20 protein-coding genes are annotated in these 25,909 nt (G+C 62.1%); 14 read left to right on the forward strand and 6 right to left on the reverse strand.

The window, feature by feature from the left end; all coding sequences use genetic code 11:
* Nucleotides 1–31: 31 nt before the first annotated feature.
* From VF194_RS17655 to VF194_RS17685, 7 genes are all read left to right on the forward strand, one after another.
* Nucleotides 32–1,753, forward strand: a complete 1,722-nt coding sequence (locus VF194_RS17655) for a RimK family protein (protein WP_330892509.1) — start codon at nucleotides 32–34, stop codon at nucleotides 1,751–1,753.
* A gap of 102 nt (nucleotides 1,754–1,855) precedes the next feature.
* Complete coding sequence (gene dctP, locus VF194_RS17660) at nucleotides 1,856–2,857, forward strand: TRAP transporter substrate-binding protein DctP (protein WP_330892510.1); 1,002 nt, start codon at nucleotides 1,856–1,858, stop codon at nucleotides 2,855–2,857.
* Nucleotides 2,858–2,867: 10 nt separating this feature from the next.
* Nucleotides 2,868–3,404, forward strand: a complete 537-nt coding sequence (locus tag VF194_RS17665) for a TRAP transporter small permease (protein WP_330892511.1) — start codon at nucleotides 2,868–2,870, stop codon at nucleotides 3,402–3,404.
* Nucleotides 3,401–4,711, forward strand: a complete 1,311-nt coding sequence (locus tag VF194_RS17670; protein ID WP_330892512.1) for a TRAP transporter large permease — start codon at nucleotides 3,401–3,403, stop codon at nucleotides 4,709–4,711. The genes VF194_RS17665 and VF194_RS17670 overlap by 4 nt, the downstream gene beginning before the upstream one ends.
* Nucleotides 4,712–4,721: 10 nt before the next feature.
* Nucleotides 4,722–5,954, forward strand: a complete 1,233-nt coding sequence (locus VF194_RS17675; protein WP_330892513.1) for an MFS transporter — start codon at nucleotides 4,722–4,724, stop codon at nucleotides 5,952–5,954.
* Nucleotides 5,955–7,481, forward strand: coding sequence for a class I adenylate-forming enzyme family protein (locus tag VF194_RS17680; protein WP_330892514.1), 1,527 nt, complete (start codon nucleotides 5,955–5,957; stop codon nucleotides 7,479–7,481).
* A 60-nt stretch (nucleotides 7,482–7,541) separates the two neighbouring features.
* The gene (locus VF194_RS17685) at nucleotides 7,542–8,219 is read left to right on the forward strand and encodes a hypothetical protein (RefSeq protein WP_330892515.1); all 678 of its coding nucleotides are present in this window, start codon (nucleotides 7,542–7,544) and stop codon (nucleotides 8,217–8,219) included.
* 18 nt (nucleotides 8,220–8,237) lie between these two features.
* On the opposite strand, the gene kefC is transcribed toward VF194_RS17685, so the two are convergent.
* The 3 genes from kefC to VF194_RS17700 are packed head-to-tail and all read right to left on the reverse strand — an operon-like array spanning nucleotide 8,238 to nucleotide 11,436.
* Nucleotides 8,238–10,046 carry a glutathione-regulated potassium-efflux system protein KefC gene (kefC, locus tag VF194_RS17690; RefSeq protein ID WP_330892516.1) on the reverse strand — a complete coding sequence of 603 codons (1,809 nt, stop codon included), beginning with the start codon at nucleotides 10,044–10,046 and terminating at the stop codon, nucleotides 8,238–8,240.
* Between the two features lie 9 nt (nucleotides 10,047–10,055).
* Nucleotides 10,056–10,658, reverse strand: coding sequence for an NAD(P)H-dependent oxidoreductase (locus tag VF194_RS17695; RefSeq protein WP_330892517.1), 603 nt, complete (start codon nucleotides 10,656–10,658; stop codon nucleotides 10,056–10,058).
* Nucleotides 10,659–10,674: 16 nt separating this feature from the next.
* A complete protein-coding gene (locus VF194_RS17700) occupies nucleotides 10,675–11,436 on the reverse strand; it encodes an SDR family oxidoreductase (RefSeq protein WP_330892518.1) in 762 nt (253 codons plus the stop codon).
* Here VF194_RS17700 and VF194_RS17705 point away from each other — a divergent pair.
* Nucleotides 11,396–12,175 carry a DsbA family oxidoreductase gene (locus VF194_RS17705; protein ID WP_330892519.1) on the forward strand — a complete coding sequence of 260 codons (780 nt, stop codon included), beginning with the start codon at nucleotides 11,396–11,398 and terminating at the stop codon, nucleotides 12,173–12,175. The genes VF194_RS17700 and VF194_RS17705 overlap by 41 nt on opposite strands.
* Here VF194_RS17705 and mfd read toward each other — a convergent pair.
* Together mfd and VF194_RS17715 are read right to left on the reverse strand one after the other, a co-directional pair.
* Nucleotides 12,172–15,711, reverse strand: coding sequence for a transcription-repair coupling factor (gene mfd / locus VF194_RS17710; RefSeq protein WP_330892520.1), 3,540 nt, complete (start codon nucleotides 15,709–15,711; stop codon nucleotides 12,172–12,174). The genes VF194_RS17705 and mfd overlap by 4 nt on opposite strands.
* Before the next feature lie 5 nt (nucleotides 15,712–15,716).
* Nucleotides 15,717–15,995 carry a succinate dehydrogenase assembly factor 2 gene (locus VF194_RS17715; protein ID WP_330892521.1) on the reverse strand — a complete coding sequence of 93 codons (279 nt, stop codon included), beginning with the start codon at nucleotides 15,993–15,995 and terminating at the stop codon, nucleotides 15,717–15,719.
* An 81-nt stretch (nucleotides 15,996–16,076) separates the two neighbouring features.
* On the opposite strand from VF194_RS17715, the gene recG reads away from it, so the two are divergent.
* Nucleotides 16,077–18,185 (forward strand): ATP-dependent DNA helicase RecG, encoded by a 2,109-nt coding sequence (gene recG, locus VF194_RS17720; protein ID WP_330892522.1) that lies wholly within the window; start codon nucleotides 16,077–16,079, stop codon nucleotides 18,183–18,185.
* A 255-nt stretch (nucleotides 18,186–18,440) separates the two neighbouring features.
* On the forward strand, nucleotides 18,441–19,463 hold the full coding sequence (hemB, locus tag VF194_RS17725; RefSeq protein ID WP_330892523.1) for a porphobilinogen synthase: 1,023 nt from the start codon (nucleotides 18,441–18,443) through the stop codon (nucleotides 19,461–19,463).
* Between the two features lie 32 nt (nucleotides 19,464–19,495).
* On the opposite strand, the gene VF194_RS17730 is transcribed toward hemB, so the two are convergent.
* Nucleotides 19,496–20,377, reverse strand: a complete 882-nt coding sequence (locus VF194_RS17730) for an NAD(P)-dependent oxidoreductase (protein WP_330892524.1) — start codon at nucleotides 20,375–20,377, stop codon at nucleotides 19,496–19,498.
* A 214-nt stretch (nucleotides 20,378–20,591) separates the two neighbouring features.
* On the opposite strand from VF194_RS17730, the gene VF194_RS17735 reads away from it, so the two are divergent.
* The 4 genes from VF194_RS17735 (at nucleotide 20,592) to VF194_RS17750 (ending at nucleotide 25,892) form a co-directional block, all read left to right on the forward strand.
* Complete coding sequence (locus VF194_RS17735; protein ID WP_330892525.1) at nucleotides 20,592–21,227, forward strand: hypothetical protein; 636 nt, start codon at nucleotides 20,592–20,594, stop codon at nucleotides 21,225–21,227.
* A gap of 109 nt (nucleotides 21,228–21,336) precedes the next feature.
* Complete coding sequence (locus tag VF194_RS17740) at nucleotides 21,337–23,754, forward strand: penicillin acylase family protein (protein ID WP_330892526.1); 2,418 nt, start codon at nucleotides 21,337–21,339, stop codon at nucleotides 23,752–23,754.
* A 111-nt stretch (nucleotides 23,755–23,865) separates the two neighbouring features.
* Complete coding sequence (gene motA, locus VF194_RS17745; protein WP_330892527.1) at nucleotides 23,866–24,726, forward strand: flagellar motor stator protein MotA; 861 nt, start codon at nucleotides 23,866–23,868, stop codon at nucleotides 24,724–24,726.
* Nucleotides 24,727–24,746: 20 nt separating this feature from the next.
* On the forward strand, nucleotides 24,747–25,892 hold the full coding sequence (locus tag VF194_RS17750; protein WP_330892528.1) for a flagellar motor protein MotB: 1,146 nt from the start codon (nucleotides 24,747–24,749) through the stop codon (nucleotides 25,890–25,892).
* The last annotated feature ends 17 nt before the right edge of the window (nucleotides 25,893–25,909 follow it).

Here is a 25,909-nt window from a genome sequence, read left to right on the forward strand (position 1 = left end):
CCGCACCTGAACGGGAGCCCTTCCCGCCGTCATGCACATCATCATCGTCGAGCGTAAGACCCATTTCCGATATCGCAATCCAGGCTGCCTGGTCCTGAACAATCGGGAATTCATCACCCGACCGGAGTTGGTGCAGGACAAGAGGGCCAAGATCATCAATCTCAGCAAGGATTATTCCTATCTCGGCTACGGCTATTACTGCTCGCTGCTGGCCGAGGCCCGCAACCAGAAAGTCATTCCGTCGGTCAAGACGATCCTCGAGCTTCGCGAGCGCAGCATCTATAGCCATGCCCTCCCGGAACTGGATGAACTGCTGCGCCAGCAGATCAAAAAGCTGGTGATGACCCCGACAGCGCCATTCACTGTCCAGGTCTTTTTCGGGCGCACGGACGATCTGCGCTTTCCCGATCTGGCGCGCCGGGTTTTCGATGAATTCCGCTGCCCGATGCTGAAGCTCAGCATCTCCCCAGATGATGGCTGGCATATCGCTTCGATCCGGCCAATGACGCTGAGCGACTTAAAACCCGAGCAGGAAGAATTCTTCGAGCACGCCCTTGAATCCTATACGCGGTCGAGCTGGCGTACACCAAAGGCAAAACCGGCGGCGAAATACAGCTTGGCGATTCTATACAATCCGGCAGAAACGTTGCCGCCCTCGGATCGCCGGACGCTGCAGAAATTCGTCCGGATTGGCGAGCAGATGGGCGTTGAGGTCGAGCTGATCGAGAAAAAAGACTATTCCGAGCTTGCCGAATACGATGCCCTGTTCATCCGCGAGACCACGGCCCTGGATCATCACACGTATCGTTTCGCAAAGAAGGCTGAAAACGAGGGTATGGCGGTCATCGACGATCCGACCTCGATTCTTCGCTGCACAAATAAGGTCTATCTCGCCGAGCTGCTGAAGGCGAACAAGATCCCGATCCCGAAAACCATCGTGCTGGACAATCGCGGCATCGAGGCGATCGAGCAGGAGATCCCCTATCCGATCATTCTGAAAATTCCGGATGGCTCGTTCTCACGCGGCATCGTCAAGGCGGAGAACCGGCAGCAACTGGCGGAGGCCGCCGCCCGCCTGCTGCGCGAGTCGGATGTCATTCTGGCGCAGGAATATCTGTACACCGATTTCGACTGGCGCATCGGCATCCTGCGCGGCCAGGCGATCTATGCCTGCCAGTACTTCATGTCGCGCGGCCATTGGCAGGTCGTCAAACACAGCGAGAGCGGCCGTTTTACCGAGGGCGGCTTTAGAACCCTGCCGATCGAGCAAGCGCCGCAGGACGTCGTCGAATTGGCACTGAAAGCCGCTAACCTGATCGGCAACGGGCTATACGGCGTGGACCTGAAGGAGACGTCCAAAGGGGTCGTCGTCATCGAGGTGAACGACAATCCCTCGATCAATCAGGGCGAAGAAGATGCCATTCTGAAGGACGAACTGTATCGGCGCATCATACAGGAGTTCATCCGCCGCCTGGAGGAGCGGCCCGGCACGCATGACGCGGCAGGGCCGCTGGCAGCATTGCCACTGCCCTCGGTGAATGGAATGCAGCCCTCAGCATCCGCTGCCCCCTCGCCGGCTCAGATTGCGGCTCAGGTCGCAGCCAAGATTTCAGCCGAAGTCGCGGCAAAAATCGCTGCGGAGGTTTCCAGCCACGTCCTCGAAAGCGTGCTCTCCGCTACACGCCCGCAAGTCGCACCGAGAGGGGAAATCAATGAGGAGCCGCTGTTGCCCCTGCCCATGACCCGGAAATAGCCGGGGCAAAAAATTGCGCTTTCAGGGACTTCCAATTTCTTGTTGGCCGTGCGGCAATAAAATAGTATGCAATCCAACTACATAATGTGAGGAGGAAGCAAAATGGATAAAAGGGTGAGCTGGGGGTTTGCAGCGGTTTTGGCGACCGGTCTGATTGCAGGGTCTGCACATGCCGGCAATGTGACGCTAAAGGCGTCGCATCAATTCCCGGGCGGTAAAGGCGACGTCCGCGACGAAATGGTGCAGATGATCGCCCGCGAGGCGGCCAAGGCCAATGTCGGCCTCGACATCAAGGTCTATCCGGGCGCCAGCCTGGTGAAGGCGAAGGATCAATGGGACGCGATGCTGAAGGGACAGATCGACATCACGTCCTTCCCGCTCGACTATGCCTCCGGCCAGCATCCGGAGTTCGGCGCGACCTTGATGCCGGGATTGGTCAAGAACCATGATCATGCCAAACGCATCAACAAGTCGCCGTTCATGCAGGACATCAAAAAGGTCATCACCGATGCCGGCGCGATGGTGCTGGCCGATGCTTGGCTGGCAGGTGCCTTCGGCTCGAAGGATAAGTGCATTCTGGAACCGAACGACGCGAAGGGCTTAAAAGTCCGCTCGGCCGGCGCGACCTTCGCCGAGATGTGGGCTGCGGCTGGCGCTTCGATCGTGTCTATTCCCTCGAACGAGGTCTACAACGCCCTTCAGACCGGCGTGGCCGACGCCACCGACACCTCTTCGGGCAGCTTTGTCTCCTTCCGGCTCTACGAGCAGTTGAAGTGCCTGACGGCACCGGGCGACAATGCCCTGTGGTTCATGTATGAGCCGGTGCTGATGTCCAAGCGCAGCTTCGACAAGCTGGACGACAAGCAGAAGAAGGTTATCCTTGATGCCTCGAAAAAGGCCGAGGACTTCTTTGCCGTCGAGTCCAAGAAGCTCGATGAAAAGCTCGTCGAGGTGTACAAAAAGGCCGGTGTGAAGGTCGTTGAAATGACCGACGAGCAGGCCAATAAGTGGCGCGATGTCGCGAACAAATCGTCCTATCGGACCTTTGCCGATAAGGTGCCGAACGGAAAGGCTTTGATCGTCAAGGCGCTGCAGGTTCGTTAAATCTGCCATCATGGAACGCTTCGCAGCTTTTGTGCGAATGCTGTCACGGATCAGCGGGATCTTTGCGATCCTGCTGATCCTGATCAGCATTCTGGTTGTCTGCCAGATGATCTTTCAGCGGGGGGTCCTCGGCCAGTCCACCATATGGCAGACGGAATTCGTCATTTTCTCCCTGATTGCGGCAACCTTTATCGGTGCCCCATACATTCTGATGACCCATGGTCATGTAAATGTCGATTTATTGCCTCTTCTTCTGGGGCATCGCAGCCGCGTCGCGCTCGCCTTACTGGCCTCGTGTCTGGCGCTTGCCTTCTGCGCCGTCGTATTCTGGGAATCGATTTTCTGGTGGTACGAGGCTTATTCGATAAATCGTCTGACCAGCACGATTTGGCGCGCACGGCTGTGGATCCCCTACTTCTCCGTTCCGCTCGGAATGGGGCTCCTATGCCTGCAATACATAGTCGACATCTGGGCGATCGCGACGGGTCGCGACATGCCCTTCGGCCTGAAACCTGAAGACGGCCTGACATCTGGGGACGGTCTGTGAACGAACTTCATCTCGGCGCGTTGATTTGCGTCGTTTCCATCCTCGTCCTCGCCACCGGTATCCCGGTCGCTTTCGGTCTCGGCGTCGTCTCTTTGGGCTTTATGCTGATACTGGAAGGCTGGGGCAGCCTCGATTTCCTGGCTGACACTTTGTTTGGCGGCCTCGACGACTTCACCCTGGTCTCCATCCCTATGTTTGTCGTCATGGGGGCGGCCGTTGCCTCTTCCCGGGCAGGTGGCGATCTCTATGAAGTGCTGAATCGCTGGCTGAACCGGATTCCCGGCTCGCTGGTGATTTCGAATATCGGTGCCTGCGCTCTTTTCGCCGCCTTGACCGGCTCGTCGCCGGCGACCTGCGCCGCGATCGGCAAAATGGGCATCCCCGAAATGCGCCGGCGCGGCTATTCCGCCGACCTGGCGACAGGTTCGATTGCCGCCGGCGGCACGCTCGGAATCCTTATTCCGCCCAGCGTGACGATGATTCTCTACGGCATTGCCTCGGAAACTTCGATCGGCAAGCTTTTCCTGGCTGGCGTCCTGCCGGGGTTGCTGCTGACCGGTCTGTTCATGGCTTGGGCTTTGCTCTTGAGCTGGTACCGCGGTGAGAAGCTGACCAATTTCAGCCGCCGCTATTCCCTGGCTGAAAGGCTCGAGCTGCTGCCCCGCGTTGTGCCATTCGCGTTGGTGATCGTAGGCGTCATCTACGCTCTATATGGCGGTATCGCGACGCCATCCGAAGCGGCGGGTGTGGGCGCCTTGCTCTGCCTTCTCATGGTGATGGTGATCTACAAAGTCTGGAAGCCGCAGCAATTATGGCTGATCCTGCGCGACGGCATGCGCGAGAGCGGCATGCTGCTGATGATCATCGCCACCTCGATCTTGTTCGGCTACATGATGTCGAGCCTGTTCGTGACCCAGACCATCGCGCAATGGATCGCGGAGCTGGAGGTCAATCGCTGGATCTTGATGCTGTTCATCAATATCCTGCTCCTGGTGGCCGGATGCTTTCTGCCGCCCGCAGCGATCATCCTGATGACGACGCCTATTCTGGCTCCCATCATCACCAATGCCGGCTTCGATCCCATCTGGTTCGGCGTGATCTTTACGATCAACATGGAACTGGGCCTTATCACCCCGCCGGTTGGCCTCAACCTCTACGTCATCAACGGCATCTCGCCCGACGTGAAGCTGCCCACGATCCTGAAGGGAGCGCTTCCCTTCATGATCTGCATGATTATCGCCATCATCCTGCTCTGCGTCTTCCCAGAGATTGCGACGTGGCTGCCTGAAACCATGATGGGCAAATAGCGGAGACGTCATGCCTGCCGCATGGCGGATCCTGATTTGCGCGTGTCTCAGCTACACGATCAGCCAATTCTATCGTTCGGCCAATGCCGTGATCGGTCCCGACCTGATGTCGGAACTGCAGCTGTCGCCGGATGATCTCGGGATTCTGACCGGCGCATTCTTTCTGACCTTTTCCCTCTGCCAGGTTCCCGTCGGGATAGCTTTGGATCGCTGGGGGCCACGCCGGACCATTCTTTTCACCCTGCTCGTCGCTTTCTTGGGGGCGATAGGATTCGCCTGGGGACGGAACCTGAGCGAATTGACGGCCGCGCGGGTGGTGCTGGGCCTTGGCTGCTCGGCACTGCTGACCGGCCCCTTGGTATTGTTTTCTCGGTGGTTTCCGCCGGAGCGCTTTGCGCAGATGTCGGGAATTCTCATTGCGATCGGAAATGTCGGCGTGATCGCATCCACCGCACCGCTGGCATGGTTCACGGCGGCCTTTGGCTGGCGCAGCGCCTTCTATCTCACGGCATTGATAACCGTGGCGCTGATCGGATTGTCCTATCTCATCATTCACGATCAGCCGGATGCCGGAAAACTCCCGCCCGCCGGCAGGGAGACGTTTCGTCAGACCTTGCGCGGCATCGCAACCGTCATTCGCTTTCCCGCCTTTCCGCACCTCTTCGTCATCATTTTCACCGCCTACGCCACCTTCATCACCATTCTTGGTTTATGGGCAGGACCTTATCTGCACGATGTGTACGGCCTCGACGCGGCGGAGCGAGGCAATGTCCTGGTCTTCATGGCGGTCGGCGCGGCGGCCGGCTATTTCATCTGGGGGCCTCTGGATCGCGTGTTCAATACGCGCAAATGGCTGCTGGCGGCAGGCCTGGGCGTGCAACTGCTCTGTTTGTCCGTGATCGTGTTTATGCCGCATCTCGGCATACCGGCTGTCACCGCGATTTTTGCGGTCATGGGGCTTGCCAATGGCTGCGTCGTCATGATCTTCGCGCATGCCCGCTCGGTTTTCCCGGCCCATCTGGCCGGCCGAGGGATCACAACGCTGAATGTCGGCACCATGGGTGGAGCGGCCTTCCAGCAGATCGTGACAGGCTATGTGATGTCGTGGCAAACGCCCGCTGGAGCCGTGCCCGAAGAGCTTGCGTATCGTATCATTTTTGGCCTGCAAGCTATTCTGTTGTTGACGGCCTTATTGTTCTATCTTCGCACTCCGGACGCCAAGCCGCATCAGATTGCCGAGTAAATGACTGATTCCGTTCCTGCCCGCTTCAACATGGCCCGCTATTGCCTGGCCGACAATGCCAGACGGCACCCGGACAAGACCGCAATGATCCTGGTGGGAGCCGATAACGAACTCCGCATGACTTTCGGCGAGGTGGACCTGGCCGTGCGGCGGCTGGCTGCCGGATTGCGCGGCCTCGGTCTGCCCCCGGGCAGCCGTGTGATGATTCGCATGGCCAACGATGCCGATTATGCGCTGACCTATTTCGCCACCATGGCGGCGGGGTATGTCGCCCTGCCTTCGAGTTCTCAGCTGACCGCCGCCGAAGCGGCGTATCTTCTGGAGAATTCCGGCGCGGCGGTCGTCGCAGCCAGCGCCGAGCTGGCTAAGGGCCTGCGCCTGCCGGATGGTGTCGTACTGATCGATCCGGCCCGGCTCGCGCAGCTCAAGCAGTCCGAGCCGGTGGCCGATTACGCCGACACGGCCGCGGATGATCCCGCCTATCTCGTTTATACCTCCGGGACGACCGGCAAGGCCAAGGGCGTTCTTCATGCCCAGCGTGCTGCCTGGGGGCGCCGGCCGATGTACGCCGGATGGCTCGGCCTCCATGAAGACGACGTCATGCTGCATGCCGGGGCCTTCAACTGGACCTATACGCTCGGCGTCGGGCTTGTCGATCCCTGGGCGGTTGGCGCGACGACTGTGCTGTATAACGGGCCGCGCGATATTCAGGTCTGGCCGAAGCTGCTGGAAAAATACCGGGCAACAATATTCGCGGCGGTGCCGACATTGTATCGCCAGATCCTGAAATATTGTGATCTCTCGGCAGTCGATCTTTCCGCTTTCCGGCACGGCGTCACTGCAGGCGAGGCACTGCCGCCTGCATTACTGGCCGAGTGGCAGGAGCGTACCGGAAAGCCGCTCTACGAGGCGTTGGGCATGTCGGAGATTTCCACGTATATCTCGACTGGGCCTGGCATGAAGGTAAAGCCTGGCAGCCCCGGCAAGCCGCAGGCCGGACGCCGCATTGCCATTCTTCCGCCAGAGGGTGACGGTACGGAACCGCTGCCGCAGGGCGAGGTCGGCCTGCTGGCAGTGCATCGCTCGGACCCGTCCCTCATGCTGGGCTATTGGAACCGCCCCGACGAGGAGGCTCTGGTCTTTCGCGGCGAGTGGTTTTGCGGCGGCGACCTCGCCAGTATCGACGCAGATGGCTATGTCTGGCATCACGGCCGCAACAACGATGTGATGAACGCAATGGGTTATCGCGTCTCCCCGGTCGAGGTGGAGGCCGCCATCGCCGAACACCCGGCCATCGCCGAAGTCGCCGTCACCGAAATGACGGTGCGCAGCGACGTTTCGGTGATCGCCGCCTATGTCGTGCTGCGTGAAGGGAACAGCGCCTCCAGCGAAGAACTCCAGGCCTTCGCGCATGAGCGGCTGGCCGCCTATAAATGCCCGCGCGAATGGCGCTTCGTGACGAGCCTGCCGCGCACCGCGAATGGCAAGGTGCAGCGCAAAAAACTGCCGGAAACCTCTGTCGCCTGATCTCCCGCCGCTTGGCATCCCGCTTGCAGTCTCACTGCCAAAGCAAGCGTGGAGATCAAGATGAGCCTGGCTACCTCTGCCGCCGCGAAGGCGTTATTCGGCGATTTGCTGACCCCACAGCAGAAGGTCGCTGCCAATACGCCAGCAACGTTGGTTGCGGAAAAATTCGCGGATTATCTGGAAGAGAATCAGCAACTTGGCAAAACCGGCGGTGCCGGGTCGCACCCTGCCCCCAAACCCGAGGACCTGATAAAAGGCCTGTTCGGCAATGCCTATGATCCCGGGACGAAGTCCGTGCGGCTGGATAAAATCACTGCCGAAATCCAAAAGCGCTCGGCAAAATTTGCCCAGGCCTTCCGTGAAACTCTGGCCTCGCAGGGGATCGATCCCAACAGCCCGATCGCACTCAGCGTCGGTGCCGATGGCCGGGTCATCGTAGACAACAGTAATCCCGATGCCGAGGCGATCTCTAAAATTTTCGCCGAGAACCCCGATCTGGCCCAGGCCTATCGCGATATTGCGGTCCAGAATGACCATCTCGCGATGCTTCAGGTGGGGGCGGCCTATGTGAAGGAGTGGCAGGCAGCGAAGACGGAAGTCGACAGGTCCGCGATCTGGAATCGCTATAGCGGTCTGATGGACCGGCTCGCCGGCTTGTTCCAAGGGCGCATGACATTCGGCGCGGGCACCGCCATTCCAGCCAGTCAGCAGATCGTCCTGCGCATGGGGCTGGGTTGACCTGAAGCCGGACTTATATCAGTCCCAGCCCAGGCCGCGCGCCTCCTGCTGCGCGCGCTCGTCGGCTTCCAGGTTTTGCTGCAGGCGCGCGCGCGCCTGTTGCTGCAGCGTGATCCGTTTGTTGATATCCTCATTCCAATGGGCGTGGATTTCGGCCAGTAATACCTCGTTATGCTGCTTGAACAGCAGCGCCTTCTTTCGCGCGGCATAAGCGGGTTGCCCCAAAGCCCGTAAGGTTTCTTCGCCCAGCCGCAATGCGGAATGGAATGTCTCTCGCTCGATCACCGAAACCTTGCGGTCCATCAGCGCAATTGCGTGTGGCAGATCTCGGGCCCGGGCTACGATTTGCAGGTGCGGAAAATGTTTCTGCGCCAGATCGATTAGGTCGAGCGACGCGTCCACCGAATCGACGGCCACGACGAGAACCTTTGCTTTTGCCGCACCCGCAGCTTCGAGCAGGTCTAGCCTGGTCGCATCGCCATAGAATACCTTGAAGCCGAACTGACGGAGCGTATCAACGATTTCCGGGTCATGATCGAGTATCGTCGCGCCGATGCGATCAGCGTAAAGCAGGCGGGCGACAATCTGCCCGAACCTTCCAAAGCCGGCAACGATTACGGGATTGCCATCGTCGGCGGGGAGATCGTGCGGCCGCTCGCCGACCCTGCTGAATCGCGGCTCGATCAGCCGATCGTTGACCAGGACCAATAGCGGAGACAGCACCATCGATATGGCGACTGCAACGATCAGCAGCCGCATCGTCTCGTTGTCTAAGATGCCGATTCTCGTGGCGCTATTGAACAGTACGAAGGCGAATTCGCCGCCCTGGGCGAGGAGAAAGGTGAAAAGCGCCGTCTGGCTGTTTGGAATTTTCGCCACGCGCGCCAACAGGAGAAGGACGACGCCTTTCACCGCCAGTAGAGCAGCCGTTAGGCCGAGCACGCGCCCCGGATTATCTATCAGCAGGCCGAAATCCACCGACATGCCGATGGCAACGAAAAACAGCCCCAGCAAGAGCCCTTTGAACGGTTCGATATCGCTTTCCAGTTCGTGACGGTATTCGGACTCGGCCAGCAGCACGCCGGCAAGAAAGGCTCCCAGTGCCATGGACAGGCCGACGAACTGCATCAGCAATGCGATGCTCAGCACCAGAAGCAAGGCAACCGCCGTGAACACCTCACGAAGGCCGGATTCCGCGACTAGGCGAAATATCGGCCGGGTCAGATACCTGCCGCCGAACACAATGGCTGCGATTGCCGCTATGCCTTTAAGGACGTCGCGCCAATCCATGCCGGCGGTAACGGCATCGGGTCCCCATGCCAGCAATGGCAGCAGCGCCAGGATGGGAACGACCGCCATATCCTGAAACAGCAGGATCGAGATACTCGCCCGCCCGCCCGGAGTGCCCAGCAGCTTACGTTCGTTTAACGGTTGAAGCGCAATCGCGGTGGATGACAGTGAAAGCCCCAGGCCCGCAATCAGGGCCTTCTGCCAGGACCACTCCATCGCCAGCACAAACAATACGGCAAGTATAACCGCGGAAATCAGCACCTGCCCCGTTCCCATGCCGATGATCGGGCCTCTCATCTTCCATAGCCGCTTGGGGTCGAGCTCCAGTCCTATGACGAACAGCAGCAGCACGACGCCAAATTCAGAGAAATGCAGGATGGCATCGACGTCGGCGATCAGGCGCAAACCCCAGGGCCCGATCACAATTCCCGCGATCAGGTAGCCGAGCACCGATCCGAACCCAAGCCGCTTGCTGATGGGAACTGCAATGACGGCTGCGGCAAGGTAGATCACGGCATTGAGCAGCAGACCATCCATGCCGCGCTCCTAGCGATCGGTTGCCGGCACTGCCGGTTGCTCGCAAGCCGGCTGGCTCTTCGGATGCGGATAGGACGACAGCCACTCCCGGTACCTGCGCGCATGCGCAGCAACATCCGCTGCGGATTTGAGCCGCACGCCTTGGAACAGGAATGGCGCGCGGTAGCTCATGCCGCAAAGCTGGGCGGACAACTCGAATGGCCGCAACAATTCCACGATCGAGTGCCGGTTGTACCCTTCCGCGCGATAGGCGGTATCCGGTCCGCCGGTGGATATCGCCTGTACCAGCTCCTTGCCCTTCAGGGCCGTACCTCCGGTGCCATAAGCCCAGCCATATTCGAGGACAGCGTCCATCCATTCCTTCAGCAGCGATGGGCAGGAATACCAATACAGCGGGTGCTGCATGACAACGACGTCATGGGCCAGCAGCGCCGCCTGCTCGCGTTTGATGTCGACATGAAAATCCGGATAGGTCTCGTAAAGATCGTGAACGGTCACGCGCGGCAGGTCAGCCACCGCCTCCACCATGGCCCGGTTCACCCGCGACATATGCGGGTAAGGATGCGCGAACAGCACCAGTATCGCGGGCTTGTCGGTAAGGTCTGTCGTCACGCGCATCCGCCTTCAGCTAGGTAACCGCCAGACCATCGTCCGCAGCGATGATGGCGCCATTGAGAAAACGCGCTTCGTCGGAGGCAAGCAGCAGCAGCAGCCCGTCGAGATCCTTCGGCTCGCCGACCCGCTTCCGCGGCAGCATCTCCATCAGTTTCTTGCCGCCCGGCGTCGACCAGTATTCGCGGTTGATCTCGGTCTCGATATAGCCTGGGCAGATCGCATTGGTGTTGATGCCGTACCGTGCCCATTCCAGCGCCATCGCCTTGGTCATCTGGACCACTGCCGCTTTTGACATGCAATAGACGGAGAGCTGGCTGAGCACCCGCAGACCTGCCACGGAAGCGATGTTGATGATGCGTCCGGCCTTGCCTTTGGCGATCATCTCCTTCGCTGCGGCCTGGGCGACGAAGAAGGCGCCCTTGGTGTTGGTGTCCATGATGAAGTCGTAGTCCTCCGGCGTCACATCCGTGATCCTGGCCTGCCGGCTGACGCCCGAATTGTTGACCAGGATGTCGACGCCGCCCAGCTTGCCGGTCACTTCGGCGAAAGCACCCTGAACGTTGTCGTAGTCGTTGACATCCAGTTTGACCGTGATCGCTCGGCCGCCGGCGGCATTCACCTTCTCGGCCAGTGCGGCAAGCCTGTCGGTCCGGCGGGCCGCCAGGGCGACGGTCGCGCCTGCCCCGCTCAGGAGTTCGGCAAAACGTTCGCCGAGCCCGCTGCTGGCCCCGGTAATGACGGCAACCTTGCCCTTCAAATTGGTTCCTTGGGTCATCGAATCCTCCAGATTTTCAGACCGGATGGTCGGGGCTCGCGGAATTGCGGTCAAGGGGCTGGCCGGAACGACTATATCGCGCTACCGTTGCGATATGCGTATCGAAATCGTTTCCGACGTCATCTGCCCCTGGTGCTTCATCGGCAAGCGCCGGCTCGAACAGGCCATGGCTCAGCGCCCCGACATGGAATTCCAGATCGGCTGGCGCCCGTTTCAACTCAACCCCGACATGCCAAAGGAGGGCGCCGACCGGAAGGCTTACCTGGAAGCCAAATTCGGCGGTCCCGCCCGCGCCAGCGAAATTTACGCCCGGATAACAGCCGAAGGCGCCAAGGAAGGCATTCCCTTCGATTTCAACGGGATCACGCGAACCCCGAATACGCTGGCCGCGCATACAGTCTTGCGTTGGGCACTGAATGCCGGTGTGCAGAATGAGCTAAAGGAGCGGCTGTTCCGGCTTTACTTCATCGAAGGCCAGAATATCGGCGACCATCAGATCCTGGCCGATGCCGCAGCAGCCGAAGGTATGGATGGCGCATTGGTGAAGTCCCTGCTCGACGAGGGTCGGGATACCGATGTAATCCAGTCAGAGGACCAGATGGCGCGCGAACTGGGCATCACCGGTGTGCCCTTCTTCATTTTCGAGCGGCGCTATGGCGTTCCAGGAGCGCAGGATCCAACCGTGCTGCTCGAGGTGATCGACAAGGTCGCCGAAGCGATGGCCAGACCCGCCAGCTAGGCAGCTTTCCTCGCCTTAGTCGCGATCTCGCCCAGCCGCGAGGCTATCCGCATCACGCCTTTCAGCCGGTCTTCCGGCTCGGGCCAATCCTGAATGAAGACAACCTTGTGATCGGGGCGCAGTTTTGCCTTGCCGCGCTCCGATTGAATGAACAGCACCAGTCCGGCCGGATCGGCGAAGCTGTTGTCGCGGAAGGCAAGCGTCGCTCCTTTCGGACCGGCTTCGATCTTCAGGATATTGGCATCGCGGCAATGGCGCTTGATCGCCACGATGTCGAGCAGGTGCTGCACTTCCTGAGGCAGTGGCCCGAACCGGTCGATGAGTTCCGCCGCGAAGGCATCGATATCCTCCCGGCTCTCCAGCTCGGCCAGCCGTCGATAAAGCTGCATGCGGAGATTGAGATCGGCAACATAACCTTCGGGGATCAGGACCGCCGTACCGATCTGAATCTGCGGCGACCATTTCTCGCCGCCCGGTCCGGTTTCGCCGCGTGCAGTGGCCCTCGCCTCGGCAATCGCCTCCTGCAGCATTTCCTGATACAGCTCGAAACCGACTTCCTTGATATGGCCGGATTGTTCCTCGCCCAGCAGATTGCCTGCGCCGCGCAAATCGAGGTCATGTGATGCCAGGCTGAATCCCGCGCCGAGTGTATCGAGGCTCTGCAGCACATGCAGGCGCTGCTCGGCACCCGTATTCAGCATCCGTCCGGGCTGATAGGTGAAATAGGCATAGGCGCGCAATTTCGACCGCCCTACCCGGCCGCGCAACTGGTACATCTGCGCCAGACCGAACAGATCGGCGCGATAGACGACCAGCGTATTGGCGGAGGGAATATCCAATCCGCTCTCGACGATATTGGTCGCCACCAGCACATCATAGCGGCGGTCGTAGAAGGCGTTCATCACGTCGTCGAGCTCGGTCGGCGCCATCTGGCCATGCGCCATGACCGACTTCAGTTCCGGCACGTGATCGCGGATGAAGGCCATCGCGGTTTCGAGATGCTCGATCCGCGGGCAGACAAAGAAGCTCTGGCCGCCGCGGAAATGCTCGCGCAACAACGCTTCGCGGATCACCACTGGGTCGAACGGCGTCACATAGGTGCGTACCGCCAGGCGGTCGACTGGCGGCGTGGCGATCAGGCTCAGCTCACGCACGCCGGACAGCGCCAGCTGGAGCGTGCGCGGGATCGGCGTCGCCGACATGGTCAGCACATGCACCTCGGCCCGCAGCTGTTTCAGGCGCTCCTTATGCTTGACGCCGAAATGCTGCTCCTCGTCGATGATCAACAGGCCGAGATGCTTGAACTCGACGCTCTTGCTCAATACGGCATGGGTTCCGATCACGATATCGACCGTACCGTCCTTGAGGCCCTTCTTGGTTGCCGTCGCTGATTTTGCGGAGACCATGCGCGAGAGCTGCTCGACCCGGATCGGCAATCCCTGGAAACGTTGAACGAAGGTCCGGTAATGTTGGCGCGCCAGCAGTGTCGTCGGACAGACCAGCGCGACCTGCTGTCCGCCCATGGCGGCGGTAAAGGCGGCCCGCAGTGCCACTTCAGTTTTGCCGAAACCGACATCGCCGCAGATCAGGCGGTCCATCGGCTTGCCGCTGGCAAGATCGTCCAGAGTCTCTTCGATGGCGCGGGCCTGATCGTCCGTTTCGTCATAGGGAAAACGGGCGCAGAATTCCTCGTACATGCCCTCCGGCGGCATCACCTGTTCGCCTTGGCGCAACTCGCGCTGGGCGGCAATCTTCATCAGTTCGCCCGCCATATCTTTCAGGCGCTGCTTCATGCGCGCCTTGCGGTTCTGCCAGGCTACGCCGCCGAGCTTGTCGAGGTTCACCTCGGCTTCGGGCGATCCATAGCGGGACAGCATCTCGATATTCTCGACCGGCAGATAGAGCCGGTCGCCGCCATCGTAATGCAGCAGCAGGCAGTCGTGCGGGGCGCCCGCGACATCGAGCGTCACCAGGTCCTTGTACTGGCCGATGCCGTGGTCGACATGCACCACGTAATCGCCCGGCTGCAGTGCGCTCGCCTCGGCGATGAAATTCTCCGCCCGCCGCTTCTTCTGCCGCGGCCGGACCAGACGGTCGCCCAGAATGTCCTGTTCGGCGACGACACAGAGATCGGCGGCCTCGAAACCATGCTCGATCGGCAGGACGGCAATGGCGGCAGCCGCCTTCGGCAAGGCCTCGATCTCGGCCGCCGCTTCGATCGGCTGCGGCATGCCAAGACCGTGATCCTTCAGCACCAGCGCCAGACGATCGCGGGCGCCGGCGGAGAAGGCCGCGAACAGTACGCGCCTGCCCTGCTCCACCTGCTTGGCGAGATGGCCGCCCAGAGCTTCGTAGACGCCAATACCAGGTGCCGCCTTGCTTTCCGCCGCCTTGGCGGCCTGCGCGCGTTCCGGCGCGAAATCGCGGCCCGGTTTGCCGCCCAGATCGACGACGGTGACGCCCTCGCCACCCACGGCATGGAAGGGGTGAAGCTGGGCGACGGGATATTTCGCCAGCCGCTGCGGCCATTCGCCCGCGGTCAGATAGAGCCGGTCCGGCGGCAGCGGCTTATAGGGCGCGCCGCCCTCTTGCAGCCCCCGTTTCATTGCCGCCCGGCGGGCGTCATAGTGATCGGCAATCGCCTTGAAGCGTTCCTCGACCGCTTCGTCCGACAGGGGATCGAGCGTCACGGCGGCCTGGGGCACATAGTCGAAGACCGTTGCCATACGCTCGAAGAACAGCGGCAGCCAATGTTCCATGCCGATCTGGCGCCGGCCAGCCGAAACCGCCTCGTAAAGCGGGTCTTCCTTGGTGACGGTGCCGAACAATTCGCGATAACCGCTGCGGAAGCGCGCGACCGCGTCGGGATCGAGCGGCACCTCGCTCATCGCCGTCAGCGACAAGACCTCGACGCTGTCGATGGTGCGCTGGCTGGCCGGATCGAAGCGGCGGATATTTTCCACCTCGTCGCCGAAGAAATCCAAGCGGTACGGCGTGTCCACGCCCGGCGGGAAGAGATCGACCAGACCGCCGCGCACGGCGTATTCGCCGGCCTCCATCACCGTCGAGACCCGGCTATAGCCATTGCGATTGAGATACTCGATCAGGGTCTCGGGCTTGATGCGGGCGCCTTTGGCCGCGCTGAAACCGGTGCGGCGCAGATACTCGGGCACGGGCAAGCGCTGCAGGACGGCATTCACCGTTGTCAGCAGCAGCCAGGGCACCTCGGGATGCTCGCCACTGAGCTGGTTCAGCGTGTCCATGCGCTTGGCCGCGATCTCGGCATTGGGCGAAACGCGGTCATAGGGCTGGCAATCCCAGGCGGGCAGGCTCAAGACCGGCAGCTCCGGGGCGAAGAACTTCAGCGCCGCCTCGACGGTCGCCATGCGGGCATCGTCGCGGCAGACATGCAGCACGCCGCGCCCGCGTTGCCGCTGGCACAGCGCGGCGAGCAGGCGTGCATCCTGCCCCTCCGGCGTGCCGGCAAGCGCCCAACGCCCCGGCCCGGTCAAAATGTCCGGCAACTGGAAAGTCATGGCAATCAGACGGGCAGCTTGTAGGCCTTGAGCAGCTTCATTACTCCGGTATCGAGATGCGCCGGCACCGGCTCGCGGCCGACGGCCCAGGCATAGATCTGCGGATCGTCGTAATTCTCCAGCAGATTTTCATACTGATCGAGTTCATGCTCCGAAAAGGTCGGCAGATGCTGGCGGGCGAATCCGCCGAGCAGAATGTCGACCTCTTTCATGCCGGTATAGAGGCTGCGGTGCAGCAGCCGCTTGCGACGGGTCTCGATATCCTCGCGCTGAATCTCGGTCATAAGGCTGTCTCCGGGGCAGAGGCAGGATATAGTACCCAAACTCTCGGATTCTCAAGGTTTCCGCCGAAATTTACGCCGATCATGCGACCGGAATCGCTGTTTCCCGCCTTTGCGCCCATCACCAGCCTGAAAGGCTGCGGCCCCAGGCTTGCGCCGCTGGTCGAGAAGCTGGCCGGCGGCCGCGTGCAGGACCTGTGGTGGCATCTGCCGAGCGGCTTGATCGACCGCCGCTACCGGCCCAGGATTGCCGAGGCCGAACCAGGCCGCATCGCCACGATTACGCTGACCATCGACCGCCATCTGCCGCCGCGCACGCCTCGCCTGCCATACAAAATCCTCGGCCATGACGGCAGCGGCAAGCTGACGCTGGTCTTTTTCAATGGCCGGGAGGATTTCCTCAAACGCAGCCTGCCCGCGGGCGAGCAACGCGTCGTCAGCGGCATGCTCGAATTGTTCGACGGTCAGCCGCAAATGACCCATCCCGACCGCATCGCCACGCTGGAGGAGATCGACCAGCTTGCCAGCGTCGAGCCGGTCTATCCGCTGACCGCGGGCCTTGCACCGCGGACCCTGGCCAAGATCATCGACCATGCCCTCGCCAGGGCGCCGGAACTGCCGGAATGGCTCGATCCGGCCTATCAGCGCCAGCAGCGCTGGCCGGGCTGGCGCGAGGCGCTGCTCGCGGCTCATCGGCCCGAACATGCCGCCGATCTCGAGAAGCATTCCCTGCCGCGTCAGCGCCTGGCATATGACGAGCTGCTGTCCAACCAGCTTGCGCTGCTGCTGATACGCCGGCGCCTGAAACGGCTGTCCGGCCGGCCGCTGAAAGGCGATGGGCGCTTGCGCGGCGCGCTGGAAAAGCTGCTGCCCTGGCCGCTGACCGGCGCCCAGCGGCAGGCCAATGCCGAGATTGCCGGCGACATGGCGTCGGCCAACCGGATGCTGCGGCTGCTGCAGGGCGATGTGGGCAGCGGCAAGACCATGGTGGCGCTGAATGCCATGCTGCTGGCCGTCGAGGCCGGCGCGCAGGCGGCGATGATGGCGCCGACCGAGATTCTGGCGCGTCAGCATGCCGAAACGCTGAAGCCCTATTGCGACAAGCTCGGGGTGCGGCTGGCGCTGCTCACCGGCCGCGACAAGGGCAAGGCGCGTGTCGCCCTGCTCGAACGCCTGGCTGCCGGTGAGATCGACATCCTCGTTGGTACCCATGCCCTCTTCCAGGACGACGTCGTCTTCCACGACCTCGCCTTGGCGGTGATCGACGAGCAGCACCGCTTCGGCGTCGGCCAGCGGCTTGGCCTTGCGGCAAAGGGCCAGCGCGACAAGGGCGGCGTCGATGTGCTGGTGATGACGGCGACGCCGATCCCGCGCACGCTCTCGCTGACGGCCTATGGCGACATGGACGTTTCCAAACTGACCGAGAAGCCGCCTGGCCGCACGCCGGTCGATACCCGCACCGTCTCGGCCGACCGCTTCATGGACGTGGTCGGCGCGGTCAAACGCAAGATCCAGTCCGGCGAGCGGGTCTACTGGGTCTGTCCTCTTGTCGAGGAAAGCGAACAGAGCGACCTCGCCGCCGCGGCCGAACGCCATTCCTCACTGAAACAGGCGCTCGAACCCGAGCTCGGCGAAGGCAGCGTGGCTCTGGTGCATGGCCAGATGAGCAGTGCCGAAAAGGATGCCGCCATGGAAGCCTTCGCCGGCGGCCGCGCCAAGCTGCTGGTTGCCACCACGGTGATCGAGGTCGGCGTCGACGTGCCGGAAGCCACCCTGATCGTCATCGAGCATGCCGAGCGCTTCGGCCTGGCGCAGCTACACCAACTGCGCGGCCGCGTCGGGCGCGGCGGCAGGCCGGGCGCCTGCCTGCTGGTCTTTTCGGGACCGCTGGGCGAGACGGCCAAGGCGCGGCTGAAGATTTTGCGCGAGACGGATGACGGCTTCCGCATCGCCGAGGAGGATTTGCGGCTGCGCGGCGCCGGCGAAGTGCTGGGCACGCGCCAAAGCGGCCTGCCCGATTTCAAGCTGGCCGATCTGGCCGCCCATGGCGAGCTGTTGGCGGCTGCCCGGGACGATGCCCGCCTGATCCTGGAACGCGACCCGGAGCTGGCCACCGAACGGGGCCGCGCCCTGCGGGTGCTGCTGTATCTCTTCGAACGCGATTCGGCGATCCAGTACCTGAGATCGGGCTAGCCCCAGATCCGGTCGATTCAGGTCATAAAGCCAATTGAATCCAGTTCAAGCCAGCTCAGCCCAATCGGACCCGTTGCCAAGGCAATATTTTACCAGTTTCCCGCCATTGCCGCCGGCGAAAGAGCGCAGAGGCAGCGTCATACGGAACGATCGCAGGAGGTCCAGCGGCAGCGGTGCGGCAGAATGACCGCATAGGCCCAGAACGGGCTTAAACGCTGGCTTGCACCGGCGGAGGGGGTTATTAAAGCTCTCGCCATGACCCAGGATTTCTTGCCCCAGCAACCCGCCTTCCCGACCTCCCGACCGCGCCGCCTGCGCCGCGCCGACTGGATCCGGCGCCTCGTCGCCGAACAGCGTCTTGGCGTCGACGATCTGATCTGGCCGATCTTCATCCATGACGAAACGAAGAACGCGCCGATCCCGTCCATGCCGGGCGTCGAGCGGCTGAGCATCGATCATGCCGTGGCCGCGGCCAAGGAAGCCCAGCAGCTCGGGATCCCGGCGATCGCGCTGTTTCCCGCAACCGACCCGAAGCTCAAGACCGATACCGGCAAGGAAGCGACCAATCCGGAGAACCTGATCTGCCGTTCGGTCCGCGCGATCAAGGCGGCGACGAAGAATATCGGCGTGCTCTGCGATGTCGCGCTCGATCCTTATACCAGCCATGGCCATGACGGCCTTCTGCGCAACGGAGAAATCCTCAACGATGAGACGGTGCCGGTGCTGGTGGAACAAGCGCTGGTGCAGGCACGTGCCGGCTGCGACATCATCGCGCCGTCGGACATGATGGATGGCCGTGTCGCGGCGATCCGCCAGGGCCTGGACCGCGAGGGATTCCAGCATGTGCAGATCATGGCCTATGCGGCGAAATATGCCTCCGCCTTCTATGGGCCGTTCCGCGACGCCGTCGGCTCCTCCGTCAATCTCGGCGCCGGTGACAAGCGCACCTATCAGATGAATTCGGCGAATGGCGACGAGGCATTGCGCGAAGTCGCGCTCGATATCGCCGAAGGCGCCGATATGGTGATGGTCAAGCCCGGCATGCCGTATCTCGACATCTGCTGGCGCGTGAAGCAGGCCTTCAGGCTGCCGACCTTCGCCTATCAGGTCTCGGGCGAGTACGCGATGCTGGCCGGTGCGGCCGAACGCGGTTGGCTCGACCGCACCAAGGTAGCCTGGGAAAGCCTGCTGGCATTCAAGCGAGCCGGCTGCGACGGGGTGCTGACCTATTTTGCGCTCGATGTCGCGCGCATGCTGGCGGACGGCAGACAGTCTTAGGAGATAAGCGCCGGCGGCGGCTACTACAGGCGTTACCGCTTCGTCTTCTTCGCCTCCAGCCGCACGATCAGGCTGGAGGTGTCCCAGCGATTGCCGCCCATCTGCTGCACTTCGGCATAGAACTGATCGACCAGTGCCGTGACCGGCAGGCTGGTGCCGTTGCGGCGCGCTTCCGCCAGGCAGATGCCGAGGTCCTTGCGCATCCAGTCGACGGCGAAGCCGTAATCGAACTTGCCCTCGATCATCGTCTTGTGGCGGTTGTCCATCTGCCACGAGCCCGCCGCCCCCTTGGAGATCACTTCGACCGCCTTGAACAGATCCAGGCCCGAGGCGCGACCGAAGGCCAGCGCCTCCGACAAACCCTGCACCAGGCCGGCGATGCAGATCTGGTTCATCATCTTGGTGAGCTGGCCGCTGCCGGCAGGGCCCATCAGGTTCTGCATCTTGGCATAGGCCTGGATGACGGGCTTGACGCGGTCGTAATCGGCGGCATCGCCGCCGCACATGATGGTGAGCTGACCATTCTCCGCACCGGCCTGACCGCCGGAGACCGGCGCGTCGACGAAGCCGAAGCCCGAGGCCTTGGCCTTGGCGTGCAGCTCACGGGCGACATCGGCTGAAGCGGTGGTGTGGTCGACGAAAACCGCGCCCTTTGCCAGACCGGCATAGATGCCGTTGTCGCCATAGACGACCGAGCGGAGATCGTCGTCGTTGCCGACGCAGGCCATGACGAATTCGGCGCCGCTGGCAGCCTCTTTGGGAGTGGCGGCCTTGCTGCCCTTGTGCTCTGCCACCCAGCGATCGGCCTTCTCGGTAGAGCGATTCCAGACGGTTACGCTGTGGCCCGCCTTAACCAGATGACCAGCCATGGGATAACCCATGACGCCCAAACCGACAAAAGCCAATTTCGCCATCGTCTCCCCCAAAAGATCAAGAAGAAATAAAGGGTTAGGCGAAGCGCCACCCTGAAGGGCAGTTTGCATCATGCCGGCGGGATAGGCAACCCGTGTATACATACCAACCCGAGATTGAATCTCGATGCCACACAATTAACACTTGCAAGAAAGTCGTATTAACGATAAAAGGAGATAGTAAGTCGCTTTATATCTGGCATGGGAGAAGCCCATTATGCCGCTCGAAACCATCGGCAGTATCGCCGTGGCGGGCAGCAGCGGTGCGACAGCCCGCGGAGCCCGTGCAGTAACAACCAGCAATTCTTCCGACGTCGCGGCCAACGGCGCTTTTGCGGCATCTTCGGCGCGTGGCGGCGATACCGGGGCCCATGTCGCCGGCGATAATGTGATCCAACTGCCCTCGCCGGCCCCCAATGTCGCGGCCTATCTCAGCCCCTTTATCCGGCTCGACCTGCGCACGCGGCTTGCCATCGTCGAATTCCGCGACAGCCAGACCGGTGAGGTCAAACGGCAATATCCGAGCCCGCGGGTTGTCCGCGAATACGAGCAGAACCTGCCGGATGATTCGGAACTGCGTCCGGCCGACCGCCATGGCGGCGTCGCGCGGACCGCACCGCACATCGTCGGTGCGGCTGGGCCCGGCAACCATAGTGGCCATGATGATGCGCGGATCGTGACATTCGGCGGCGACAAGCCTGACGCTAGCACCGGCAATGCATCGAACGATACCGGAGTGCCGTCCAGTGTACCGGCGTTGACGCGCACCGCGATTGCCGCCTTCAGCAGTGCGGCCAGCAATGCCGCCAACATCCCCGAAGCCGCGGGTGGCCGCCAGGTCGCCATCGCCTGACAGCGCTGCGCGGCGCTGAAAACCTTCGGGCGCCCCACCCTTTATCCACTGCAAATCATTCGCGAATCTGTTAAGTCTCGGCGGTCTGCGTCACCGCCGAGGGGAAACGATGCGCTGGCTCTTGCGGCTCCTGGTCATATTGCTTGTCATCGTCGGAGCCGCAGCAGCCGTCGTCTACTTCTACGCCCGCTCCTCCCTGCCCGAGGTCGACGGCCAGATTGCCGTCGAACGGAGCCTGCAAATGCCCGTCGAGATTTTGCGCGACCGCTACGCGGTGCCGCATATCCGCGCGGCAGACCGCAACGAAGCCGCTTTCGGCCTCGGTTTCGCCCATGCCCAGGACAGGCTTTGGCAGATGGAGGTGAACCGGCGTATCGCCGCCGGCCGGCTGGCCGAGATCTTCGGCGAAAAGGCCCTGAACACCGACAAGTTCCTGCGCACGCTGGGCATCCATCGCAAGGCGGTGGCCGCCTTCTCGGCCCTGCAGCCGGAAACGCAGGCCTATCTGCAAGCCTATGCCGATGGCGTGAACGCCTTCCTGAAAAGCCGCTCGAGCGCGCTCCCCGTTGAATTCACCATCTTCGACGTCGAACCAGAGCCGTGGACGCCGGCTGACTCGCTGGGCTGGCTCAAGATGATGGCGTGGGACCTCAGCGGCAACTGGTATTCGGAACTCGCCCGGCTCGCCCTGGCGCAGCGGCTGAGCAAGCGGCAGATCGAGGAATTCTACCCGCCCTATCCGGGCGATGCGCCGATCGCGCTGGCCGCCAACAGCGATCTCTATGCGAAGGTGGCCAGGGCGCTCGATGCCGAGGCGCTGATGCGGGCGCTGCCGGAGCCGCCGCCCGAGGGGCTGGGCTCGAACAATTGGGTGGTGAATGGCAAGCGCACGGTGACGGGAGCGCCGCTGCTGGCCAACGATCCCCATCTCGGCCTCACGTCGCCGTCGATCTGGTACTTCACCCATATGTCCTATCCCGGCGGCGATGCGGTCGGCGCGACCTTGCCCGGCATTCCCGGCATCATTCTTGGCCATAACGGCCATGTGGCCTGGGGTTTCACCAATACCGGCCCGGACACGCAGGATCTTTTCATCGAGCGCATCGATCCGAACGATCCGACCCGCTACCTGACGCCGGACGGCAGCGCGGCCTTCATCGAGCGGCAGGAAGTCATCAAGGTGCGCGGCGAGCCGGATGTCATTCTCACGGTACGGGAAACCCGGCACGGACCGGTGATCTCCGATGTGCATGACGGCGCGCGCCGCCTACTGCATGACGGCTATGTACTGTCTTTCGCCTGGACCGCCCTGCGCGATGACGACACGACGGCGGATGCGCTGGCCGGTCTCGACAGGATGACCGACTGGAACAGCTTCGTGGCCAATTTCCGCCGCTTCGTCACGCCGCAGCAGAACATCGTCTATGCCGACACCGCCGGCAATATCGGCTTTCTTGCGCCCGGCCTCATTCCGATCCGCAAGCCGGAAAACGACATGAAGGGGCTGGCGCCGGCGCCGGGCTGGGATGCCCGCTACGACTGGGACGGCTTCATTCCCTTCGACCGGCTGCCGCAGGCCTATAACCCGGCCAATGGCATGATCGTGACCGCGAACAACAAGATCGTTCCCGACAGCTATCCCTATTTCCTGACCTCGGAATGGGCCGAGCCTTATCGCGCGCAACGCATCGAGCAACTGCTCCGGGAGCGCCCGGTGCATTCGGTTGAAAGCTTCAAGCAGATCCAGGGCGACCTCACATCGCTGATGGTGGCAGACCTGCTGCCGCTCATGCTGGCGGCGCCGCCGAAAGCGCAGCCCGCCAACCCGGAGCTGCCCACGGCGCTGGCCCTGCTCGGCCGATGGGACGGCACGATGGCCGCCAGCCGGGCCGAGCCGCTGATCTTCGAGGCCTGGTACCGCGAATTGACGCGCCTGATCCTGGCGGACGAACTGGGGGAGAGTTTCCACCGGCTATGGCGGTTCCGCCCGGTCCTGATCAAGAACATCCTGAGCAATACCGGCGGGCAGGCGCGCTGGTGCGCCAATGTTGCGACAGGAGCGGCGACAACCTGCGCCGGGCTGATCGCCGACGCCCTGGATCGGGCGCTGGGCGACCTGAAAGCGCGCTATGGCTCCGATATGGCCCGCTGGCGCTGGGGGGACGCTCATTACGCCAAGGCCACCCACCGCCCGTTCAGCAATGTTCCGGTCCTGCGCCGGCTCTTCGAGGTGAGGGTTCCGACCCCTGGGGGTGCGTTTACCATCGATGTCGGCCGCAACGACATCTCAGATGACGCAGAGCCCTTTGCCAACCGCCATGCGCCGTCGCTGCGGGCAATCTACGATCTCGCCGACCTGAACCGGTCGCAGTTCATTGATTCGACCGGACAATCCGGCCATCCGTTATCGTCTTTTTACCGGAATTTCGCTGCTCCCTGGGCGGCGGTCCAGTATATTCCGATCTCGACGCGGCCGGCCGATTACGAACGGGGAGCCGTCGGTCTGCTGCGTCTGGTCGGCCGCTGAAATCTCTCGTTTTTCAATGTTCTGTTTACCACGGCCATACGATAAGACAGGGGTTGGGTTGAGCGTGCCGCATATTGTCTGGCGTGCGACACGGGCATGGAGCGTTGTTGAATGCTGACCATTATCGGGGCGATCGTGGTGCTGGGCTGCGTGCTGGGCGGGTATCTCGCCGGCGGCGGCCATTTGGCGGTTCTCTTCCAGCCCTTCGAATTCATCATCATCTTCGGAGCCGGCGTCGGCGCGTTCATCATCAGCTGTCCCAAGCCGGTGCTGAAGCATGCCATGAGCGGCTTCAAGAAGGCGTTCAAGGGGCCGAAATACACCAAGGACGACTATCTCGAATTGCTGTCGATGCTCTACAGCGTGTTCAAGCTGGCCAAGAGCAAGGGCATGCTGGCGCTGGAGCAGCACATCGAGAAACCGGAAGAGAGCAAGCTCTTCACCCAGTTCCCGAAATTCATGGACGACCATCATTCGATGGAGTTCCTCTGCGACTACTTGCGCCTGATGACGCTGGGCAGCGAGAATCCGCATGAGATGGAAGCGCTGATGGACATGGAGCTCGATGTCCATCATCAGGAAGAGCATCTTGCCGGTCATGCATTGACGACCTTCGGCGACAGCTTCCCGGCGCTCGGCATCGTCGCGGCCGTGCTCGGCGTCATTCACACCATGGGCTCGATCAGCGAGCCGCCGGAAGTCCTTGGCCATCTGATCGGCGGTGCGCTCGTCGGTACCTTCAGCGGTATTCTGCTCTCGTACGGCTTCGTTTCACCGATGGCCTCGGCCGCCAAGGCAACCTGGGAGCATGAAAGCAAATACATGCTTTGCATGAAGGCCGGCCTGCTCGCCCATCTGCAGGGCTATGCGCCGGCAGTCTCTGTCGAATTCGCACGCAAATCGCTGATGGCCAACGTCCGCCCGACTTTCTACGAGGTCGAGGAAGCCACCAGCAAGGTGCAAACGGTATAACGATCGCGAAAGCCTGAGGCATGGCGGCGAATGAGGGCGAACGCCCGATCATCGTAAAGAAGGTCAAGAAGGGCGAAGCCGGAGCGCATGGCGGCGCCTGGAAGGTTGCCTATGCCGACTTCGTGACCGCGATGATGGCCTTCTTTCTGCTGCTGTGGCTGCTCAACGTCACCACCGACGAGCAGAAGAAGGGTGTCGCCGATTACTTCTCGCCGGCTTCGGTCAGCCGCAGCCTGTCCGGCGCCGGCGGCGTGCTGGGCGGCCGCACCATCGTCGAGGATGGCGGCAAGATTTCCAGCTTCGGGTTGCCTACCGTCATCGTCGGCCCCTCCTCGGAAAAATCGGATCAGCCAGACCAGCCCCAATACGATCAGAAATACGAAGACGTGCACACGCCGCCGCCGGCACCCGGAGAGCAAGGTCAGCAATTCCCCGAACCTTCGGAAGCGCAGCAAGGCGCAAACCAGCAGAATGCATCCGGCCGGCAGGATGCTGCCGGGCAGTCCAATTTGCAGCAGATCGACGCCGAGGCGGCCCGCGAGCGGCTGCAGCAGATCGAGGCCGAGAATTTCCGCCAGGCGGAAGAACAGATCCGACAAGCGATTCAGGACAACCCGCAGCTTGCCGAATTGTCCAAGCAGGTCGTTTTCGACCAGACGCCGCAGGGACTGCGCATCCAGCTCGTCGACCAGGAGCAATCCTCGATGTTCCCGTCGGGCTCGGCGCAGATGAATGAAAAAGCCCGCCGGCTGATGCAGCAGGTCGCGCAGGTCGTCGCCAAGCTGCCCAACAAGCTGGCCATCAGCGGCAACACCGATGCCCAGCCCTTCCGCGGCCAGGGCGCGTATTCGAACTGGGAATTGTCGGCTGATCGCGCCAATGCAGCGCGCCGCGCCCTGATCGAGTCCGGCGTCGCGCCGGAACGCATCCGTCAGGTGACCGGCAATGCGGATCAGGATCCGCTGATCAAGGACAATCCGCTCGATCCGCGCAATCGCCGCATCGCCATCCTGCTCCTCAGCACGGTTCCGCCGGGCGGCAAGGCGCCGCAAAACGCTCCGCGCCCCGGCCCGCTGCACGCACCCTCGCCGCCGCCGCCGCCACCGCCCGGCCTGGATGGACCTGGCCCAAGCAACGGTGCTATTCGTACAGCTCCATCGCGCTGAACCGGATAGACGGACAC

Origin of the sequence: Ferrovibrio sp. (assembly GCF_036381655.1) — a bacterium.
Lineage (GTDB): Bacteria > Pseudomonadota > Alphaproteobacteria > Ferrovibrionales > Ferrovibrionaceae > Ferrovibrio.

Excerpts from the sequence above, each read along its gene's own strand:
- VF194_RS17740 (WP_330892526.1), top strand. The coding sequence starts at position 21,337 with ATGCGCTGGCTCTTGCGGCTCCTGGTCATATTGCTTGTCATCGTCGGA.
- VF194_RS17735 (WP_330892525.1), top strand. The coding sequence starts at position 20,592 with ATGCCGCTCGAAACCATCGGCAGTATCGCCGTGGCGGGCAGCAGCGGT.
- VF194_RS17700 (WP_330892518.1), bottom strand. The coding sequence starts at position 11,436 with ATGACCCAAGGAACCAATTTGAAGGGCAAGGTTGCCGTCATTACCGGG.
- VF194_RS17680 (WP_330892514.1), top strand. The coding sequence starts at position 5,955 with ATGACTGATTCCGTTCCTGCCCGCTTCAACATGGCCCGCTATTGCCTG.
- motA (WP_330892527.1), top strand. The coding sequence starts at position 23,866 with ATGCTGACCATTATCGGGGCGATCGTGGTGCTGGGCTGCGTGCTGGGC.
- dctP (WP_330892510.1), top strand. The coding sequence starts at position 1,856 with ATGGATAAAAGGGTGAGCTGGGGGTTTGCAGCGGTTTTGGCGACCGGT.
- VF194_RS17655 (WP_330892509.1), top strand. The coding sequence starts at position 32 with ATGCACATCATCATCGTCGAGCGTAAGACCCATTTCCGATATCGCAAT.
- VF194_RS17675 (WP_330892513.1), top strand. The coding sequence starts at position 4,722 with ATGCCTGCCGCATGGCGGATCCTGATTTGCGCGTGTCTCAGCTACACG.
- recG (WP_330892522.1), top strand. The coding sequence starts at position 16,077 with ATGCGACCGGAATCGCTGTTTCCCGCCTTTGCGCCCATCACCAGCCTG.
- VF194_RS17750 (WP_330892528.1), top strand. The coding sequence starts at position 24,747 with ATGGCGGCGAATGAGGGCGAACGCCCGATCATCGTAAAGAAGGTCAAG.
- VF194_RS17665 (WP_330892511.1), top strand. The coding sequence starts at position 2,868 with ATGGAACGCTTCGCAGCTTTTGTGCGAATGCTGTCACGGATCAGCGGG.
- VF194_RS17685 (WP_330892515.1), top strand. The coding sequence starts at position 7,542 with ATGAGCCTGGCTACCTCTGCCGCCGCGAAGGCGTTATTCGGCGATTTG.
- VF194_RS17705 (WP_330892519.1), top strand. The coding sequence starts at position 11,396 with ATGACGGCAACCTTGCCCTTCAAATTGGTTCCTTGGGTCATCGAATCC.
- hemB (WP_330892523.1), top strand. The coding sequence starts at position 18,441 with ATGACCCAGGATTTCTTGCCCCAGCAACCCGCCTTCCCGACCTCCCGA.
- VF194_RS17730 (WP_330892524.1), bottom strand. The coding sequence starts at position 20,377 with ATGGCGAAATTGGCTTTTGTCGGTTTGGGCGTCATGGGTTATCCCATG.
- VF194_RS17715 (WP_330892521.1), bottom strand. The coding sequence starts at position 15,995 with ATGACCGAGATTCAGCGCGAGGATATCGAGACCCGTCGCAAGCGGCTG.
- kefC (WP_330892516.1), bottom strand. The coding sequence starts at position 10,046 with ATGGATGGTCTGCTGCTCAATGCCGTGATCTACCTTGCCGCAGCCGTC.
- mfd (WP_330892520.1), bottom strand. The coding sequence starts at position 15,711 with ATGACTTTCCAGTTGCCGGACATTTTGACCGGGCCGGGGCGTTGGGCG.